Origin of the sequence: Kribbella qitaiheensis (genome assembly GCF_014217565.1) — a bacterium.
Classification (GTDB): domain Bacteria; phylum Actinomycetota; class Actinomycetes; order Propionibacteriales; family Kribbellaceae; genus Kribbella; species Kribbella qitaiheensis_A.
Genome location: NZ_CP043661.1, coordinates 2,030,633 through 2,048,695, shown reverse-complemented (window position 1 = coordinate 2,048,695; position 18,063 = coordinate 2,030,633). Strand labels below are relative to the sequence as shown.

General features: G+C 67.3%; 13 protein-coding genes and 1 pseudogene. 7 read left to right on the top strand and 7 right to left on the bottom strand.

Annotated elements, in window-relative coordinates; genetic code table 11:
• Positions 1–49 precede the first annotated feature (49 nt).
• Together F1D05_RS09285 and F1D05_RS09280 are read right to left on the bottom strand one after the other, a co-directional pair.
• The gene (locus tag F1D05_RS09285) at positions 50–1,729 is read right to left on the bottom strand and encodes an ABC transporter substrate-binding protein (RefSeq protein WP_185446882.1); all 1,680 of its coding nucleotides are present in this window, start codon (positions 1,727–1,729) and stop codon (positions 50–52) included.
• 195 nt (positions 1,730–1,924) lie between these two features.
• A complete protein-coding gene (locus F1D05_RS09280) occupies positions 1,925–2,944 on the bottom strand; it encodes a LacI family DNA-binding transcriptional regulator (protein ID WP_185446881.1) in 1,020 nt (339 codons plus the stop codon).
• Between the two features lie 364 nt (positions 2,945–3,308).
• Between F1D05_RS09280 and F1D05_RS09275 the strand changes: the two genes are divergently transcribed.
• A complete protein-coding gene (locus tag F1D05_RS09275) occupies positions 3,309–4,526 on the top strand; it encodes an ROK family protein (protein ID WP_246486552.1) in 1,218 nt (405 codons plus the stop codon).
• Between the two features lie 154 nt (positions 4,527–4,680).
• Positions 4,681–6,024 carry a GH1 family beta-glucosidase gene (locus F1D05_RS09270; protein WP_185446879.1) on the top strand — a complete coding sequence of 448 codons (1,344 nt, stop codon included), beginning with the start codon at positions 4,681–4,683 and terminating at the stop codon, positions 6,022–6,024.
• Positions 6,025–6,147: 123 nt separating this feature from the next.
• Here the strand turns inward: F1D05_RS09270 and F1D05_RS09265 are convergent, their stop codons facing one another.
• A complete protein-coding gene (locus tag F1D05_RS09265; RefSeq protein WP_185446878.1) occupies positions 6,148–7,416 on the bottom strand; it encodes a glycoside hydrolase family 16 protein in 1,269 nt (422 codons plus the stop codon).
• Positions 7,417–7,704: 288 nt separating this feature from the next.
• On the opposite strand from F1D05_RS09265, the gene F1D05_RS09260 reads away from it, so the two are divergent.
• The 4 genes from F1D05_RS09260 to F1D05_RS09245 all read left to right on the top strand — a co-directional run bounded on the left by F1D05_RS09260 (position 7,705) and on the right by F1D05_RS09245 (position 12,310).
• Positions 7,705–9,600 carry a ricin-type beta-trefoil lectin domain protein gene (locus F1D05_RS09260; protein WP_185446877.1) on the top strand — a complete coding sequence of 632 codons (1,896 nt, stop codon included), beginning with the start codon at positions 7,705–7,707 and terminating at the stop codon, positions 9,598–9,600.
• On the top strand, positions 9,600–10,979 hold the full coding sequence (locus F1D05_RS09255; protein ID WP_185446876.1) for a chitinase: 1,380 nt from the start codon (positions 9,600–9,602) through the stop codon (positions 10,977–10,979). The genes F1D05_RS09260 and F1D05_RS09255 overlap by 1 nt, the downstream gene beginning before the upstream one ends.
• A 152-nt stretch (positions 10,980–11,131) precedes the next feature.
• On the top strand, positions 11,132–11,953 hold the full coding sequence (locus tag F1D05_RS09250; RefSeq protein WP_185446875.1) for a MerR family transcriptional regulator: 822 nt from the start codon (positions 11,132–11,134) through the stop codon (positions 11,951–11,953).
• Between the two features lie 6 nt (positions 11,954–11,959).
• Positions 11,960–12,310 (top strand): VOC family protein, encoded by a 351-nt coding sequence (locus F1D05_RS09245; RefSeq protein ID WP_185446874.1) that lies wholly within the window; start codon positions 11,960–11,962, stop codon positions 12,308–12,310.
• A gap of 18 nt (positions 12,311–12,328) precedes the next feature.
• On the opposite strand, the gene F1D05_RS09240 is transcribed toward F1D05_RS09245, so the two are convergent.
• Both F1D05_RS09240 and F1D05_RS09235 read right to left on the bottom strand, forming a co-directional pair.
• On the bottom strand, positions 12,329–13,075 hold the full coding sequence (locus F1D05_RS09240) for an AlkZ-related protein (protein ID WP_185446873.1): 747 nt from the start codon (positions 13,073–13,075) through the stop codon (positions 12,329–12,331).
• A complete protein-coding gene (locus F1D05_RS09235; protein ID WP_185446872.1) occupies positions 13,076–13,387 on the bottom strand; it encodes an ArsR/SmtB family transcription factor in 312 nt (103 codons plus the stop codon). It abuts the gene before it with no gap.
• Between the two features lie 206 nt (positions 13,388–13,593).
• On the opposite strand from F1D05_RS09235, the pseudogene F1D05_RS09230 reads away from it, so the two are divergent.
• Positions 13,594–14,121, top strand: a pseudogene (locus tag F1D05_RS09230) (NADPH-dependent FMN reductase); the annotation flags it as partial.
• 59 nt (positions 14,122–14,180) lie between these two features.
• Here the strand turns inward: F1D05_RS09230 and F1D05_RS09225 are convergent.
• Complete coding sequence (locus F1D05_RS09225; RefSeq protein WP_185446870.1) at positions 14,181–16,682, bottom strand: ABC transporter permease; 2,502 nt, start codon at positions 16,680–16,682, stop codon at positions 14,181–14,183.
• Positions 16,679–17,464, bottom strand: coding sequence for an ABC transporter ATP-binding protein (locus tag F1D05_RS09220; protein WP_185446869.1), 786 nt, complete (start codon positions 17,462–17,464; stop codon positions 16,679–16,681). Before F1D05_RS09220 ends, F1D05_RS09225 begins: the two co-directional genes overlap by 4 nt.
• Positions 17,465–18,063 lie beyond the last annotated feature (599 nt).

Below are 18,063 nucleotides of genomic sequence, written 5' to 3'. Positions count from 1 at the left end.
ACCGCGGCCGGGACCCCCAGGTGGTGGGATCCCGGCCGCGACGGTTTCCTTAGGCGCCCGCGGGCTTCAGGTTCAGGATGATCTGGAGTGCGTTCTGCTGCGTCGGCTGAGCCGGCGCGTACTGGTTCTGCTCGTCCGGCCAGCCGACCCAGTGCTTCGTGCTGTACATGCCGCCGACGTTGGACGCCGACGTCGGGATGACCGGCATCTGCTCGACCATGATCTTCTGCAGCGTGTTCAGCGCCGCGGTGCGGGCCGTCTCGTCCTTGGCGTTGGCGTACTCGTCCAGCGCCTTGGTGGCCTCCGGGCTGTTGAACCGGCCGTAGTTGCCGCTCACGCCACCCTTGCCGACCGGCTTGAGGATCTTGCCGTCCATGATGTTCTGGTAGATGTCGAACGGCGTCGCGCCGCCGTTGGTCCAGTGCATCGCGGCGTCGAAGTTGCCCTCGTCGATCGCCTTGAACCAGGAGTCCTGGTTCGCCTTGTCGATGGTGGCCTTGATCCCGATCTGGGACAGGTTGTCCTTGATGATCTCGAGGTCGGTGACGTAGTCGGACCAGCCGGCCGGGTCGGTCAGCGTGAGCGTGACCGGCTTGCCGGTCGGGTCCTTCAGGACGTTGCCCTCGAGCTTGAAGCCGGCCGTGGAGAGCTCGGCCTTGGCGCCGTCGACGTCGACCGCGTGCTTCTTGTCCTTGTACTCCGGGGCGATGAAGGACTCACCGGCCGGGGTCGGGATACCGGTGACGGACTCGACCTTCGGGTAGAAGTAGCCGGCCTCACCTTGGTTGAAGATGTCGTCGCGGTTGATCACCTTGTCCATCGCGCGGCGCAGCGCCGGGTTGTCGAAGGGCTTCTTGGTGGTGTTGATCCACAGACCGTGGATGCCGAGGTTCGCCGGGAACCAGAGCTTGTGGTGGTCCGGGTCCTTGTCGACGTAGACGGTCTTGTAGTTCGGGACGAAGACGAAGCTCCACTCGGCCGAACCGTTGGCCAGCGCGGTCGTCTGCGCGTTGTTGTCGTTGTACGACGTGTACCGCAGTTCCTTGATCTTCGGCAGGTCCTGCCAGTACGAGTCCCGGACCTCCAGCGTGGTGGTCTGCGGGGTGAACGACTTCAGCTTGTACGGGCCGGTGCCGATCGGGTTCTTGACGACGTCCTTGCTCGGGTCGGCGAAGGTCGACCACTGCGCCTTCGGCACCACGAAGACGGTCAGTACCTTGTTCTGGTTGGTGAACTGCGACTTGGTGAAGGTCAGGTCGACCTTGTTACCGGTCGCCGTGATGGTCCCGTACGGGATCGCGTCGGTGTTCAGGCCCTCGTTGTCCTTGCGGAGCTGGAACGAGTACGCCACGTCGTCGGCGGTCATCGGCGAGCCGTCGGAGAACTTGACGCCGTCGCGGATGGTGAGCGAGAGCTTGGTGAAGTTCTCCGACCAGGCCCATTCCGTGGCCAGCCAGGGCTTGCCCTTCTCGGCGGGCTTGATGGCGTTGATCATCACCAGCGGCTCGTAGATCATCCAGCGGTAGCCCAGCGAGGCCCCCGACGAGGATCCGAGGAACGGGTTGTGGTTCTCCGTCTGCGGGCCGTTCGGCATGCCCACGTTCAGGGCTGTGACCGCGCTGCTGGAGCCGGCGGTGTCCTTCTTCGCATCCCCGTTACTGCAGGCAGCCAGTGTGACTGCCGCGAGCACGCCCGTGAGGGCTAGCGCGACTGAGCGTCGAGCTCGCATCGTTCCTCCTGTGGTTCGTCCAACTGTTTTTGGCGGTTGACGGTCGGATGACTGTCGGGTGGAGCCTGGGGGGCCTTCGCATCGTGCCGTGAAAGCGCTCTCATGGATATATCGGCGGCGCTAACAGATCGGTATCGGTGTCTTTCACCGGCGGCGAGGCGGGGGCAGCCACCCCGCCGCCGGAGTTCTTCGGTCCTACGTCGGCTGACGGGCGGTGACGGGAGCGGTCGAGCTGCGGACGATCAGCGTCGTGGGCAGCACCTTGGGCTCCTCGGGCAGCGGCTGGCCGCCGAAGTAGCCCATCAGCATCCGGGCCGCTGTCTGCCCCATCTGGCGCATCGGCTGATGCACCGTGGTCAGCGGTGGTTCGGTGTGCTGGGCATAGGGGATGTCGTCGAAACCGACCACCGACACGTCGTTCGGCACATTCCAGCCGGTCTCCCGGACGGCCTGGATGGCGCCGCCGGCGGACAGGTCGTTGTGCGCGAAGATCGAGTCGAACCGTAGCCCGGCGTCGAGGGCCTGCTGGACGGCTTCGCGCCCGCAGTCATGGGTGAAGTCGCCTTCGAAGACGAGCCGTGGGTCGAGCTCGATACCGGCCGCCGCATAGGTGTCGCGGAAACCGTCCAAGCGGTCCTGAGTGCAGCCGAACCAGCCCACGCCGGTGATCACCAGCGGCCGGCGGCGGCCGAGTTCCAGCAGGTGCTGGGCGGCGGACTCACCGCCGGCCCGGTTGGTGGTGGCGACGGACGGGAAGAGGGGCTGCTTGGCCCGGTCGTCGATCAGGACGACGGGCAAGCCGCGGGAGTGTAGCTGTTCGATGTAGGCGAGCGTGCCTTCCGGCTCGATCACCAGCAGGCCGTCGAAGGACTGGGCCGAGACCTGGGAGGCGAACTGCTGCATGGATTCCTCACCCCGGTTACAGGTGAACAGCAGCAGGCCGTAGCCCTCGGACTCGACCACGTCCACGGCGCCCTGCAGCACCTCGCCCATCCAGGGCCAGGTGAGCGAGGGGACCAGCATCCCGACGATCCGGGTCCGGCCGCGGGCCAGGCCGACTGCCCTGGCGCTGGGCACGTAGCCGAGCTCGGCGATCACTTGGCGGACCCGCTCCGCGGTGCGCATGTCGAGCTCGCCCTTGCCGTTCAGGACGCGCGAGACGGTGGTCTTGCTGACCCCGGCGCGGGCGGCCACATCGGCGATGGTGATCGACACTGTCAACTCCCCTCGGGCGGTTGGGGGTTTGTTTCCGAACCATGTCGCTCAGATTCGGAACCGGTTTCGGAAGCGGTTCCGTAGAGTGAAGCCGAGTGAGTCAGCTCACGTCAATCACGACAAGATAACGAAATCAGGGCTAAGTTCACGATTTGTAAGAAGTGTGGCGCCCGGTCCGGCGCCCGCCCTTCCCGGTCGGCCCTGCGGCATGATGGACTTGCGGCGCCGGAATCGATCTCACGATCCGCGGCGCGGCACGGGAAGTAATTTTCCGCCGCTGGTTGGATCGGTAGCGGCACTCGGAAGCGCTGACAAGGGGCGGGTCGACAAAACCATGGATGGACGCCGGACGACTGTGCGCGACATGCGGCGGTCCAACCGCTCGGTCATCCTGACCAGCATCTACCGCGAAGGCCCGCTGAGCCGGTACGAACTCGGCCACAAGACGTCGTTGAGTGCGGCGAGCGTGAGCAACCTGGTCGGCGAGCTGCTGGAAGAGGGTGTCGTCGAGGAAGCCGGCTCGGTCGAGTCCGACGGCGGCCGGCCGCGCGTGCTGCTCCGGGTCGCACCGCGCTTCGGCTACGTGGTCGGCGCCGAGGTGGGCGAGACCCGGGTCCGGGTCGAGTTGTTCGACCTCGCGATGAACGTGCTCGCGACGATGGTCTACCCGATCGAGACGCCGAAGCCGGAGCCTGCTCTGGCCGTGAGGTATGTGCTGGCAGGGCTGGGGGAGGTGCTCGGGGAAGCGCGGGTCGCGCCTGATCGGGTGCTTGGACTCGGAGTTGCCGTGGCCGGTGTCGTCGAGGGGCCTGTCGACGCGGTCGTCCATGCTCAGACGCTTGGCTGGGATGCCGTTCCGTTCGGTGCGATGCTGGCCGCCAAGACCGATATCCCGATCCAGGTCGACAATGGTGCCAACACTCTCGGTCAGGCCGAGATGTGGTTCGGGGCCGGGCGGGGTGCGACGGATGCGGTTGTCGCGTTGGTCGGATCCGGCGTAGGCGCCGCGCTTGTCACCGGAGGCTCCAGCTACCGCGGTACTCGCAGCAGTGCGGGCGAGTGGGGCCACACCACGATCATGTACGGCGGACGCCAGTGCCGGTGTGGTGCGCAGGGTTGCCTGGAGGCGTATGTCGGTGCCGAAGGTGTGCTCGAGCGCTTCCAGTTGGCGAACGGTGGTGCCGCTGCGCCGGGTGGTGGCGAGGAGGAGGCTTTCACCAGCCTGCTCGACTCAATCAGTACTTCGGAGGTCGCGGCGAAGGTGGTCGAGGACACCATCGGCTACCTAGGTGCCGGATTCGCCAACCTGGTCAACCTGTTCAACCCCGAACGGATCGTCCTCGGCGGCTGGGCCGGCTTGCTCCTAGGCGAGCGCTACCTCCCCGAACTCCGTGAAGCCGTAGGCAAACACGCACTCCGCCAGCCCTACGCCCAGGTCTCTATCGACCTCTGCGAACTAGGCCGCGACGCCGTCGCGATGGGAGCAGCAACCCTCCCCGTCCTCCGCCTCCTCCGCGAAGGCGGCGTCCCCACCCCACACACCATCCCCACCCCACACACCATCCCCGCCCGCACCCACTAACCACCCCACCTTCCCGCACAAGCGGGCGAGTGTAGGTGAGTGCTTTTGGGTGGTGGGGTTGCGGAACCTGTTTGAGGGGTGGCTGTTGCTATTCCGGGTTCAGGACTTCAACTATGCTTTGAAAAAACCACCCTTCTACCCCTTGGGGGCCCCGATGGTCGAGCTCTCCCCGCTCCGGCAGGACTTCGTCTGGGGTACCGCCACTTCGGCGTACCAGATCGAAGGCGCGATCGACGCGGACGGCCGGTTGCCGTCGATCTGGGACACCTTCTGCCGGGTCCCCGGTGCGATCGACAACGGCGACGACGGTGACGTCGCGTGCGATTCGTACCACCGCTGGCCGGAGGACCTCGACCTGCTCAAGCGGCTCGGCGTGGACGCGTACCGGTTCTCGATCGCCTGGCCGCGGGTGATCCCCACCGGTTCCGGCGCGGTGAACGCGGCCGGTCTGGACTATTACGACCGCGTCGTCGACGAATTGCTTGCCGAAGGCATCAAACCGTTCGTCACCTTGTACCACTGGGATCTGCCGCAGGCGCTGCAGGACCTGGGCGGCTGGGAGAACCGCGATACGGCGTACCGGTTCGCGGAGTACGCGGCCGTCGTCGGCGCCAAGCTAGGCGATCGCGTCCGCGACTGGGTGACCTTGAACGAGCCGCTGTGCTCGGCCTGGATCGGCCACTGGGAAGGCCGGATGGCCCCGGGCATCACCGATCCGGCGATCGCCGTACGGGCGTCGTACAACCTGTTGCTGGCGCACGGTCTGGGCGTCGCCGCGTTGAGGGAGTCGGCACCGGAGCCGGCCTCGATCGGCCTGGTCGTCAACCTCAGCGGGACCGAGCCGGCCAGCGACAGCGCGGCGGACATCCGCGCGGCCCAGATCGCCGACGGGCACATCAACCGGTGGTGGCTGGATCCGGTATTCGGCCGCGGCTTCCCCGCCGACATGGTCGAAACGTACGGCGTGGAGCTGCCGGAGCAGCCGGGAGATGCCGAGATCATCGCGGCGCCGACCGATTTCGTCGGGCTGAACTACTACTTCCGCCAGATCATCCAGGCCGACCAATCCGTTCCCCTGCTGGGATTCAGCCAGGTTCCGGGCCCCAATGCGGAGCGCACCATGCTCGACTGGGAGGTGCACCCGGCCGGGCTGGAGGAGCTGATCCTGCGGCTGGCCAAGGAGTACGGCGCGGAGAAGATCTACATCACCGAGAACGGTTCGGCCTGGGTCGACCAGCCGGATGCCGAGTTCACCGTCGACGACCAGCAGCGAACGGCTTACCTGGAAGGGCATCTGGCTGCTTGCGTCCGGGCCGTCCAGCAGGGCGCGCCGCTGGCCGGCTACTTCGCCTGGTCCTTGATGGACAACTTCGAATGGGCCTACGGCTACGCACCGCGCTTCGGCCTGTCGTACGTCGACTACCCGACCGGCACCCGGGTGATGAAGACCAGCGGCAAGACCTACACCAGCCTGATCAAGTCCCACCGCACCCTCTGACAACAACCAACACTCCCCGGCTCTCCCTTCACATAGAGGGAAAGTGGGGGAGGCAAGGGCCCCGGTTCCCCTTCAGTAGAAGGAGAACCGGGGCCGCTTGACGCTGTGATCAGGAGACAGCTGCTAGATCGTCCACTTCTGGGCGCTCGTGCCGTTGCAGGTCCAGATCTGCAGGCGGGTGGCGTTCGCGGTGTTGCCGGACGGGATGTCCGCGCACTTGTTGGCCTGTGGATTCACCAGGTCATGCGCGCCGGTGTAGGTCCATTGCTGGGCCGCATTGCCGCTGCAGGTGGCTATCTGCAGCTTGGTGCCGTCGGCCGTGCCGCCACCGGCGACGTCAAGGCACTTGCCGAGGGCACGGACCGTGCCGTCACCTGGACGGGTCCACTGCTGCGCGGCGGTGCCGTTGCAGTCGTAGAGCTGGACGGCCGTGCCGTCGGCCGCGTTCGCGCCGGCCACGTCCATGCACTTGCCGAGCGCGGTGATCTGGCCACCGCCGCCACCGCCGCCGCTCAGGCTCGAGACGCGGACGTAGTCGACGGTCATCGTCTGCGGCATCGTGGTGCTGCCGTCCGGGTCACCGGGCCAGCCGCCACCGACAGCTACGTTCATGATCATGAAGAACGGGTGGTTGTAAACCCAGGTCTTGCCGCCCAGGTCAGCGGGCGTGCGCTGCTGGTACTGGACCCCGTCGACGTACCAGATGATCGAGTTCGGCGACCAGTCGACGGTGAAGGTGTGGAACCCGTCAGCGAACTTCTGGCCGTTCGCCAAGCCGTACGGGGCGCCGATGCCACCGGCACCCGAGTAGCCGGGCCCGTGGATGGTGCCGTGCACGGTGCTCGGCTCCTTGCCGATGTTCTCCATGATGTCGATCTCGCCGTTGTTCGGCCAGCCCGCACCTCCGTCGCCGAGCATCCAGAAGGCCGGCCAGAGACCCTGGCCGCGCGGCAGTTTCATCCGCGCCTCGAAGCGGCCGTACTGCTGGGTGAAGGTTGCCGCGGTCAACAGCCGGGCCGAGGTGTACTCACAGGTGCCGTACCAGCAACTGTGGCCACCGGACTCGCGGCGGGCGGTGATCACCAGGTTCCCGCCGCCGTCGAGGGCTGAGTTGCTGGTGCTGTTGGTGTAATACTCGCGCTCGTTGTTGCCCCAGCCGGAACCACCGAGGTCGTACCGCCATTTGCTGGCGTTCGGAGCCTGGCCGGACGGGCCGTCGAAGTTGTCCTCCCAAATGGTCGGACCGACCGCGGCTGCGGCCATCGGGGCCGCCGCTGTGCCGGCGCTCGCGGTACCGGCGGTGGCGGGGGCTTGGAGGAAAGCTGTGCCGATCAGGGCCGCGCCGGCGGCGACCAGCGCGGTGGAACGGAACCGGGGACGCTGAAATCTCATGCGTGCCTCATTTCTCGCGCGGCCGGACCGTGCTGCTCGTCCGGCCGGTGGGGGCGGGGGGCGGACTGCTGCGAGACAGGGAATCGCTGGAAGGCAGCCTGCTGTGAGAACGCTCTCAGGTCAAGACCACACATAAATATAAGGCGTGAAAAAAGTGGTACCACGACGTTGACAGCGCTATTAACCGATGGTTACCTCGGGCTGACCACCTGTTGCGGCGCGGGCAGACGCCGGTACCCGGGGTCCCATCCGCCCTGTGAAAGCCCTTGAGCAAAAGGGAGATTCCGCATGCCCTCCAACGGGATCCAACGCCGCCGCCGCATACGCATCGTGCCAGCCCTGGCAGGATTCGCGGCCCTGTGCGTGACCGCGACCGGTCTGAGTATCGGCAACATCCAGCCCGCGCACGCCGCCGGCGAGCAGGTCAATGTCTGGCTGACCACCACGAACGACGCGGCCGGCCAGAACGTCACCCGCGGCCTGCAGCAGCAGACGCCGGTGAACTTCGGCCCGGCCGGCGGCACCGCCAACCAGACCATCACGGTCAACGAGAACACGACGTACCAGTCCTTCGAGGGCGGCGGTGCGTCGTTCGCCGACAGTTCCGCCTGGCTGATGAACAGCAGCAACACGATCTCGGCGGCGACCCGCGACCAGGTGATGAAGGACCTGTTCGACCCGGTGAACGGGATCGGCCTGGCCTTCATCCGCAACCCGATGGGCGCCTCGGACCTGGCCCGGTTCAACTACTCCTACGACGACACCTGCTGCGACCTGAGCAACTTCTCCATCAACCACGACCTCGCCGACATCGTGCCGCTGACCAAGCAGGCCAAGCAGCTCAACCCGGCGGTCAAGGTGATGGGCTCGCCGTGGAGCGCGCCGGCCTGGATGAAGGACAACAACGACTTCGTCCACCGCGGCTGGCTGAAGGCCGAGTACTACCCGATGTACGCGCAGTACTTCGTCAAGTACCTGCAGCAGAACGAGGCCCAGGGCAACCACATCGACTACATCTCGGTGCAGAACGAGCCGACCTGCTGCGGCAACGACAACACCGGCTACGCGTCGATGAACTGGAACGGCGCCGGCCTGCTCAACTTCACCAAGAACCACCTGTTTCCGGCGCTGCACGCCGCCGGCCTCAGCACGAAGGTGCTGATCCTCGACTACAACTGGGGCGACTACAACGACCTCGGGTCGGTCCCGATCGCGGACGCCGGGTTGCGTGCCGACCCGAACTTCGGCGGGATCGCCTGGCACGGGTACGGCGGTGACGTGAATCTGCAGACCCAGATCCACAACCAGTACCCGAACGTCAACGCCTACCTGACCGAGCACTCGGGCGGGACCTGGATCCCGAACCAGCAGGTCGAGGACATGAACAACCTGATCGACTACACCCGCAACTACGACAAGTCCTGGGTGAAGTGGGGCATCGCGCTGGACGAGGCCCACCTGCCGTTCGTCGGCTCCGGCTGCAACGTCTGTACCGGAGTCGTCACCGTGCACCGCAACGACAGCCAGCGCGGTCAGGTCACCAAGACGGTCGAGTACTACACGATGGGCCACCTGACCAAGTTCGTGAAGCCGGGCGCGCTCCGGGTCGACTCGACCGCGAACGCCTCGGTCAAGAACGTCGCCTGGAAGAACCCGGACGGTTCGAAGTCGCTGATCGCCTTCAACACCACCGGTGGCAACCAGTCGGTGCGGGTCAACTGGGGCAGCCAGTCGTTCGTCTACAACCTGCCCACGAAGACCTCGGCGACCTTCACCTGGTCCGGCACCCAGAGCGGTGGCGGTGGCACCAACGGTCAGATCACAGGTCTCGCCGGCAAGTGCATGGATGTGGCCGGTGCCAATTCGGCAGACGGCACGGCGGTCCAGCTCTACGACTGCAACGGCAGCGCCGCGCAGCAGTGGAGCCGTCCTGGTGACGGCACCGTCCGCGCGCTCGGCAAGTGTCTCGACGTGTCCGCGGGCTCGACCGCCGACGGCGCGGTCACCCAGCTCTACACCTGCAACGGCAGTGCCGCCCAGCAATGGACCTATACGAGTGGGAAAGACTTCGTGAATCCACAGGCGAACAAGTGTCTCGATGTCACCGGCAACAACTCCGCCAACAGCACCCGGCTGCAGATCTGGACCTGTACCGGCGCTGCGAACCAGAAGTGGAACGCGTGATGCGCCGGCTACTGGCCGCGGGAGCGGTCCTCGCCGTCGGTGCGGGAATGCTGATCGCCTCGGCGCCGGCTCAGGCCGCCGAGGCCACCGGAACCATCACCGGCCTGGCCGGCAAGTGCCTGGACGTCGCCGGTGCGAACTCGGCCGACGGTACCGCGGTGCAGCTGTACGACTGCAACGGATCCGGCGCACAGAGCTGGACCCGGAACAGCGACGGAACGATCAAGGCGCTCGGGAAGTGTCTCGACGTGAGCGCGGGTTCGCTGGCCAACGCCGCGAAGGTCCAGCTGTGGACCTGCAACGGCAGTGGCGCTCAGCAGTGGAACTACACCACCGGCAAGGATCTGGTGAACCCGCAGGCGAACAAGTGCCTCGATGTCACCGGCAACAATTCGGCGAACGCGACGCCCGTGCAGACCTGGACGTGCAGCGGCGGAGCCAACCAGAAGTGGAACGCACCGGCTCTGACGACCACGCCCCCTGCCGGTGGTGCTGGGATCGGCGCGGCGCCGTACCTGTATCAGGGTTGGGGTAGCCCGCCCAGTCCGGCGACGGTGATGAGCGCGACCGGCGTCACGTGGTTCACGATGGCGTTCATCCTGTCCAACGGGTACTGCAACCCGATGTGGGACGGCGGCCGTGCTCTGACCGGCGGGGCCGACCAGTCCGCGCTGAACACGATCCGGGCGAACGGCGGTGACGCGGTCGTCTCGTTCGGCGGCTGGTCCGGCAACAAGCTCGGCAACAGCTGCAACAGCGCGAGCGAGCTGGCGGCGGCGTACCAGAAGGTGATCAACGCGCTGTCGCTGAAGGCGATCGACATCGACATCGAAGAGACCGAGATGAGCAACGCGACCTCGCGGCAGCGGGTCATCGACGCGCTGAAGATCGTCGAGAACAACAACCCGGGCATCGTCACCTACGTCACCTTCGGCACCACCACGAGTGGCCCCGACGGCGACGGGCAGGACATGATCCGTCGCGGTGCGGCGGCCGGGCTGCCGCTCGACGGCTGGGTGATCATGCCGTTCGACTTCGGCGGCGGCTCGACCACCATGGGCTCGCTCGGCATCCAGGCGGCGAACGGGCTGAAGAACCAGGTCAAGAGCGCCTACGGGTACTCCGACGACCAGGCCTTCCGGCACATCGGGATCTCCTCGATGAACGGGATCACCGACGTCGCCGGTGAGCGGGTCAACCTGTCCGACTTCCAGCAGATGCTCAGCTACGCCAACGCCAACCACCTGGCCAGGTTCACCTTCTGGTCGGTGAACCGCGACCGTCCGTGTGGTGCGAGTGGTGGCGGCGACGACACCTGCAGCCAGATCCCGCAGGCGAACTGGGACTTCACCAAGGTGATCGCACAGTTCAGGCCGTGAACTAACTCGTAACACCCACTGATCGGGTGTGCACACAGGGACACCAGCAGAGCGACCACACCCGCGCTCCCGGGTCGTGGTCGCTCTTGCGTGTGCGTAGTGCGCAGAGTCGGGGTTGACCCTCCGGCCACCGGAGGGTGGAAGCTTTGGTCATGACCGCGTCGGTGACCATCGGTGAGTTCTCCAGGCTCACACATCTGAGCGTGAAGACGCTGCACCACTACCACGACATCGGCCTGCTCGCGCCGGCCCGGATCGACCCGTCGTCGGGTTACCGGCGCTACGACACCTCGCAGGTCGACGTCGCCCAGCTGATCCGGCGGCTTCGCGATCTGCAGATGCCGCTGGCCCAGGTGCGCTCGGTCGTCGAGGCGCCTGACATCACCACCCGCGACCAGACTCTGCGGTTACACCTGGACCAGATGGAGCGCGAGCTCGTCCAGACCCGGGAGGTCGTCGCCTCGCTCCGGTCGATGCTGACCTTGCCGATGAGCGAGCTGACCGTCGAGTACCGGTTCATGCCCGCGTTCCGTGCGTACGGCGTGACCGATCACGTCGAGCGGGACGCGATCGACGAGTGGTGTGGCGTCACGTTCGGCCGGCTCGGTGAGCTGGCCGGGAGGCGGCAGATCGCCGCAACCAGCGGAGCGACGTACAGCAACGAGTTCTTTTCTGAAGATGCCGGTGAGGTGGTCGGATTCCTGCCGGTCGCTCCCGATCAGGAACCGGCCGACGGGGTCGAGCTGATCGACCTGCCGGCCGGGTACTTCGCGATCGCCCGGCACGACGGCCCGTTCACCGACTTCGACCGCACGTACGGCGCACTTGGCAGCCACGTCGCGGAGTACTGCGAGGTCGCCGCCGGGCCGATTCGAGAGCTTTACCTGGTCGGGCCCGGCGAGACCCAGAACCCGGCCGACTTCCGTACCGAGATCTGCTGGCCGATCCAGCAGCTCCCCACCCTGAAAGGTTGACCCACCATGTCTCTCACCCTCGAGCACGTCGTCTTCGACTGCACCGACGCGGCCGCGCTGGCCGGTTTCTGGGCCCAGGTCCTGCAGACCCAGGTCGATGCCGAGGCGAACGAGTTCTTCGCCACCGTGAACAAGGGCGCCGACGGCCCGGCGCTGATGTTCATCCAGGTCCCCGAGAAGCGGGAGGGGAAGAACCGGCTGCACGTCGACTTCGCCACCACCGGCTGGGCCGCCGAGGTGGACCGCATCGTCGGCCTCGGCGCCAAGCGGGTCGGCGAGTTCGATGAGTTCGGCGCCCACTGGGTCACCCTCGCCGACCCCGAAGGCAACGTCTTCGACCTCGCCGAAGTCCGCTGACGCACAAAGCTCAGCTACTCAGCTAGGTCGATACCGGCTGCCGTCGAAGGTGGCGCGGCCGGTATCGGCCAGTTCGTCCAGGACGTCCCGTGCCTGAGCGCTGGACCACCGGAAGGCACGGGCCAACTCGATCGGTGTGGCGTCCAGCATCGTGTCGAGGTACTGCGTCGCCGCCTGGCTGTGGTCCCGGCCGCCGCCGACGTCAAACTGCTCGCACGTGAGCGTCATCAGGGCTGCTGGCCAGCCGTTGGTGGATTCCTGTACTCCGGCGGTGGTGACCAGGAGCGCCTTCTGGAGCTCGCCGATCGCGCGCTGGTACTTGTTCTTGTCGCCGAGCAGTTGCCGGAGGGTCGCGCTGGACAGCGGCTCGACCGCGAGCGCGGCGGCGATCTCATGGGCTGCCGGCGAGAGTTCGAGGTGCTCGTGGTCGTCGAGCTCGCCGTCGCCGGGGTAGAGGGCGGCCAGGAGCGTGGGGGACAAGAACGAACCGCGGCCGCCGAGATAGGCGCCGTACCAGGCGAGTCCGCGCCGGGGCAGCTCGTCCTTCCAGGACCAGACGCGCTGTTCGTTCTCGCCCATCCCGGTGCCGAACGGTTCGTCGTCCTCGTCCGCGACCGTCTCCCACAGGGACGGGGCGATCGGCTTCGGGGCCGGGAAGAGCAGGGCGAAGCCGACGTCGTCGACGAACTTGCCGGCCCGCTCGACCGAGGCGATCCGGCGGCCGCGGATCCACCAGCGGCGGGCGAGTTGGTCCTCGGGAGTCATCTACTGGTCATCCATTTGTTCGAGGTGGGCTTCCAGGGCGTCGAGGCGGTTGCGCCATAGATCGCGGTACGGCTCCAGCCAGGAGTCGATCTCGACCAGAGGGGCCAGGCGGAGCCGGTACCAGCGGCGCTGGGCGTCCTGGCGGACCTCCACCAGGCCGGCGTCGCGGAGGACCTTCAAGTGCTTGGAGACGGCCGGCTGACTCAGTTGTAGTTGCTCGACGAGTTCGCCGACCGGCCGCTCGCCGGCGCGCAGCAGGTCGAGAATCTCGCGTCGCCGCGGCTCCGCAAGCACCTCGAACGTAGTTGCCACCCAAGGAATATAGCTCGGCCCACCGACACTTCCCGGGACTCATTGGTGGGCGCTCAGGAAGGGAAGGTGGGTGGGGCCGGTCGGCCGACACTTCCCGGAGTATTGGTGGGGCGCTTAGGGAAGGAAGGCGGGGTGGGGGGCGTCGGCCGACACTTCCCCGAGCGTCGGTGGGGGCTTAAGGAAGGAAAGCGGGTGTAGGGAACCCCAAGCCGGGCTCCCGGACCGCCGCCGCCGCCTCCGTGGCGGAACTGCTCGCCAGCGAGCTCGGTACGCCGTACCGGCTCGACGAGCTGGTCGACCTGGTCACCTTCGCGCCCGCGATCTTCCAGGGTGAAGCAGCCGCCGAGGCGGACCGGACGGCGCTGGACAACGCGATCGACCTGGCTTCCTCGGCCTCGGTGCTGGTGCTCGCGACTCCCGTCTACAAGGGCAGCTACACCGGCCTGCTGAAGAGCTTCCTCGACGTTCTGCCGCACCAGGCGCTGGCCGGCTCGGTCGTCATCCCGGTGACGATCTCGGCGGCGCCCAGCCACAAACTGCTCGCCGACATCCACCTCCGGCCGGTTCTCGCCGAACTCGGCGCCAGCGTGCCGACCCCGGCGGTCGCGCTGGAGGAACGCGACCTCGAAGACCTCCAGCTCGCGGTCTCGGCCTGGGTCCGGAAGAACGCCGCGCTGATCCAGGCCACCACGATCGCGCTGCAGCCGGTGCCGGAGCCGAATCCGGTCAAGTGAGTGGGACCTGCTCCACCTGGAGTGGTGGAGCAGGTCCCGGCCGCCACGCGTGAGGATGGTCAGTCGGCGCGGGCGGCAGCTTCGGCGGGGCGGGTTCGGAGGGTCGCCATCGCCGGGACGAGGATCGACGTGAACGTCAGCGTCACGGCGACGCCGATGATCACCAGATAGATCCACAGCGGTCCGCTCGGCAGGGCCGAGGTGGAAACCGCCGCGCTGAAGGGCATCAGGGTGGCCAGCGCCACCAGGGTCCCCAGGATGATGCCGGCCAGAGCGACCATGAAGCTCTCGGTGGTGAGCATCCGCAGTACCTGGCCGCGGGTCGACCCGGTCAGGCGCTGCAGGCCGAGTTCACGCCGCCGGCGGACCGTGGCCGAGGCGAGCGTGTTGACGATCGAGACGGCGGTGTAGGCGATCAGCATCCCGACCAGCAGGTAGTTCACCCACGCCTGCGTCTTGAGGTCCGCGCTGTTCCCGGCGACCAGGGCGTCCCGATCGGAGACCTGTACTCCGGGGTGGTTCGCCGCAAGCTGCTGCAGTGGACCGTTGATGTCGGTACCCGGTGTGGCCCGGACCAGGATCTGCTTGGCCAGCCGATCCGTGGTGTGCGGGGCGAGAAATGAGGCCGGCAGCACGATGCTCTCGTAGCCACGCTCGGCGGCAAAGGTCGCGACCACCCGAAGCTCCACGTGAGCCCCGTCGCCAAGGGTCATCTTGATCGTCGAGCCGATTCCTCGGTCGATCTTCGAAGCGACATAGTCCGGCAATGCAACCGTCGATCCGGTCAGTTCCTCCAATGATCCGGACGTCACCTTCACCGGGGCCGCGCCATCGTTGCCCTGGGCGCTGATGCCTTGCAGGGGCGCGCCGTCCTCGTCGAAGGGCGCGTTCCGTGGCTCGTCGATGGCCCCGCTACTGGTCACGTACGCCGAGGCGCTCGCGACCCCCGGGAGCTCCTGCACCTGGCCGAGCAGCGCAGGATCGAGTCCACCGGCTGTGGAGGCCAGTACGGCGTCCGCTCGCAGGTCCTTGGTGAAGGCGGTCTCGGATGCGTGGACCTGGGTGGTCTGCATGTAGATGTTCGCGGTGGAGATCCCGACGGCCAGCATGACCGGCATCACCGCGGCCGACATTGCCACCGATCGCGCTGTCACGTTGAGGATCGCGAGTCGCCCGTTCACCCGGCTCACGGCGTACAAGGGCCAGCGGAGGAGCGTCAGCACGGCCTTGGTCCAGAACGGGCCGAGCAGCGCGATCCCGATCGCCCAGCAGAGGATGGCCGGTCCGGCGGTCGCGCCGGCGAGTGGGCCGGTCATCACCGCGATCGTGATGATCACCAGCGCGAGACCGCCACCGGTGAAGAGCAGGCCGAAGAGCAGCCGTACCCAGCTGAACCACTTACGCTGCAGACCGGCCTCGAGCAGCGCCTCGACCGGGCGGATCTTGGCGGACTTGCGAGCCGCGATCAGCGCCGCACCGACGGCAGCCAGTACTGCGGCGCCCGCGCCTGCCGCCAACGGGATCCAGCCCTGCCGGTAGTCGACAGCCGCCGAGGCGACGCCGTTCGCCGCCAGCCGGTCGAACAGGAAGTGGCCGAGCAGCAATCCAGGCACGGTTCCCACCGCGACCGCCGGCAGCGCCACCATCATCGCCTCGCCGAGAATCATCCGGCGGACCTGACCAGGCGTTGTACCGATGCCGCGCAGCAAGGCGAACTCGCGCTGGCGGTGCTGTGCGGACAGCGCCAGCGTGGACGCGACCACGAACATCATCGTCATCGCCGCGATCCCGCCGAACGAGCCGGCGATCGAGATCAGCGCGGTCTGGAAGGTCGACGCGTCCGGATGCTCGGCCGAGCCGCGGTCCACGCCGGTCAGCACGGTAACGTCGCCGACAGCCTTGAGCCGCTTCTTCACCTTGCCCAGATCGGTGCCTGGGGCAACCAGTACGCCGATCGCCGCGTAGCTGCCGGGTCGGCCGGACAGCTGTGCTGCCTTATCGGCAGAGAAGAAGGTGTGCCCGGCGGGTCCCGCGGCAATACCCCGTACTACGAACGAGGTCGGGCGACCCTGGACCAGCAGGGTGACCATGCCGCCCACCTCGGCATGCACGGCTCCGGCGGTCGCCGCATCCAGCACGACCTCGTCGGCGCGGACCGGCGCAGTACCGGCTTGCAGTTTGTACGGCGCCAGCCGGGCCGATGCCCAGTCGTGGCCCTGTCCTTCCTTGCCGGCCACCAGCAAGGGAGCCGGGAAGGTCAGCGAGCCGATCGCGTCCGTGACTCCGGCCACCGACCGGATCTTGGGCAGCAACGAGGCATCGAGGTCGACCTGCTCGGTGAGCGGGGTCGCGTCCTCCGCGCCCGGCCGGAGATGAGTTTGCTTGCCGGTGACAACCAAGTCGGCAGCGGCCAGCCGCTCAGGCTGCACGTTCGACCGGATCCCGGTCTCCAGGAGTCCACCGCAGGCCATCACGATCGCGGTACCGAACACGACGGCCACGAAGGTCGCGATGAAACCGTTCTTGCGGAAGCGCAGGGTGCGCACGGCCAGCCGCATCATCGGACGGCACCTTGCAATCTCGCGGCGGCACGGGCACCGAGGTGGGTCAGCCGGTCGGCGACCTGCTCGGCGGTGGGCGCAACCAGGCTGCCGGCGAGCATGCCGTCGGCGAGGAAGACCACCTGGTCGGCGTACGAGGCGGCGACCGGGTCGTGGGTCACCATCACGACGGTCTGGCCCTGCGTGCGAACGGGTTCGCGGAGCAGTTCGAGGACATCGGCGGCCGTCTGGGTGTCCAGGGCGCCGGTCGGCTCGTCGGCGAAGATCACCGCGGGCCGGGCCACCAGAGCACGGGCGATGGCGACACGCTGTTGCTGGCCGCCGGACAGTTCGCCGGGACGGCTCTTGTGCTTGTCGCCGAGACCGACCCGGTCGAGGACGTCGCGGACCTGGGCGCGGTTCGTCCGGCGGCCGTCGAGTTCCTGCGGCAGGGTGACGTTCTGCCAGACCGTGAGTGCGGGCAGCAGGTTGAACGACTGGAAGACGAAGCCGATCCGCTCGCGGCGGAGTTCGGTCAGCTGCCGTTCGTTCAGGTCGGCGAGCGGCTGGCCGTCGATCACCACGCTGCCCGACGTCGGCCGGTCGAGCCCGGCCGCGCAGTGCAGGAAGGTGCTCTTGCCGGACCCGGACGGGCCCATCACCGCGGTGAACGTACCGCGGGCAAAGCTGATGCTGACGCCGCCCAGGGCGACGACAGTACTGCCGCCCTTGCCGTAGACCCTTCTGACGTCTTGCAGAACTACCGAATCGTTCGTCCTGATGATCTCTTGCTTGCGCCTCATGGCTACCCCTCGCGTGCTTCCCGACTGACGAGAACGACGCTACGGAGACTCGGCGAGGGTCCCCAGGGAGCTGAGCAGCCGGTCGGGGTAGGCCTAGCACCCCTATTCGGCGCCAGTGCCCCGTCAAACAACGTTGGGGTGGAATTCGCCGCCCCTGGGTTCTGCTCACATCTCAGCGATCGCCGATGGCGGCCGATCGCGCCGATCACCGGTGCGGTGATGGCGGGACGGTGATGGTGGGGTGGTGGCGGGACGGTGATGGTGGGGTGGTGGTGGGACCTTGGACAGGATATCGGGGGCCCGGACAAGCTATTTCGTGTCCGAGCCCCCGGCATCGTGTCCGAGGTCCCGGCATCGTGTCCGAGCCCCCGGCATCAGGTCCTGGCATCGTGTCCGAGGTCCCGGCATCGTGTCCGAGGTCCTGGCATCGTGTCCCAGCGCCCGGCATCATGTCCCAGCCCCCGGCATCATGTCCGAGCCCCCGGCATCGTGTCCCAGCGCCCGGCGGGGTGTGCCAGGTCCCGTCAGCACGTCCCTGGTTCGGGCGGGGGTTCGACTTTGTGCACCGGGTTTGTGACTCCTGGCTGGAATCTGCTCGA

What these genes read in the sequence shown, in the direction of transcription:
- F1D05_RS09225 (WP_185446870.1), bottom strand. Translation starts at nt 16,682, where the DNA reads ATGATGCGGCTGGCCGTGCGCACCCTGCGCTTCCGCAAGAACGGTTTC.
- F1D05_RS09275 (WP_246486552.1), top strand. Translation starts at nt 3,309, where the DNA reads ATGCGGCGGTCCAACCGCTCGGTCATCCTGACCAGCATCTACCGCGAA.
- F1D05_RS09285 (WP_185446882.1), bottom strand. Translation starts at nt 1,729, where the DNA reads ATGCGAGCTCGACGCTCAGTCGCGCTAGCCCTCACGGGCGTGCTCGCG.
- F1D05_RS09240 (WP_185446873.1), bottom strand. Translation starts at nt 13,075, where the DNA reads ATGACTCCCGAGGACCAACTCGCCCGCCGCTGGTGGATCCGCGGCCGC.
- F1D05_RS09255 (WP_185446876.1), top strand. Translation starts at nt 9,600, where the DNA reads ATGCGCCGGCTACTGGCCGCGGGAGCGGTCCTCGCCGTCGGTGCGGGA.
- F1D05_RS09260 (WP_185446877.1), top strand. Translation starts at nt 7,705, where the DNA reads ATGCCCTCCAACGGGATCCAACGCCGCCGCCGCATACGCATCGTGCCA.
- F1D05_RS09265 (WP_185446878.1), bottom strand. Translation starts at nt 7,416, where the DNA reads ATGAGATTTCAGCGTCCCCGGTTCCGTTCCACCGCGCTGGTCGCCGCC.
- F1D05_RS09220 (WP_185446869.1), bottom strand. Translation starts at nt 17,464, where the DNA reads ATGAGGCGCAAGCAAGAGATCATCAGGACGAACGATTCGGTAGTTCTG.
- F1D05_RS09270 (WP_185446879.1), top strand. Translation starts at nt 4,681, where the DNA reads ATGGTCGAGCTCTCCCCGCTCCGGCAGGACTTCGTCTGGGGTACCGCC.
- F1D05_RS09250 (WP_185446875.1), top strand. Translation starts at nt 11,132, where the DNA reads ATGACCGCGTCGGTGACCATCGGTGAGTTCTCCAGGCTCACACATCTG.
- F1D05_RS09245 (WP_185446874.1), top strand. Translation starts at nt 11,960, where the DNA reads ATGTCTCTCACCCTCGAGCACGTCGTCTTCGACTGCACCGACGCGGCC.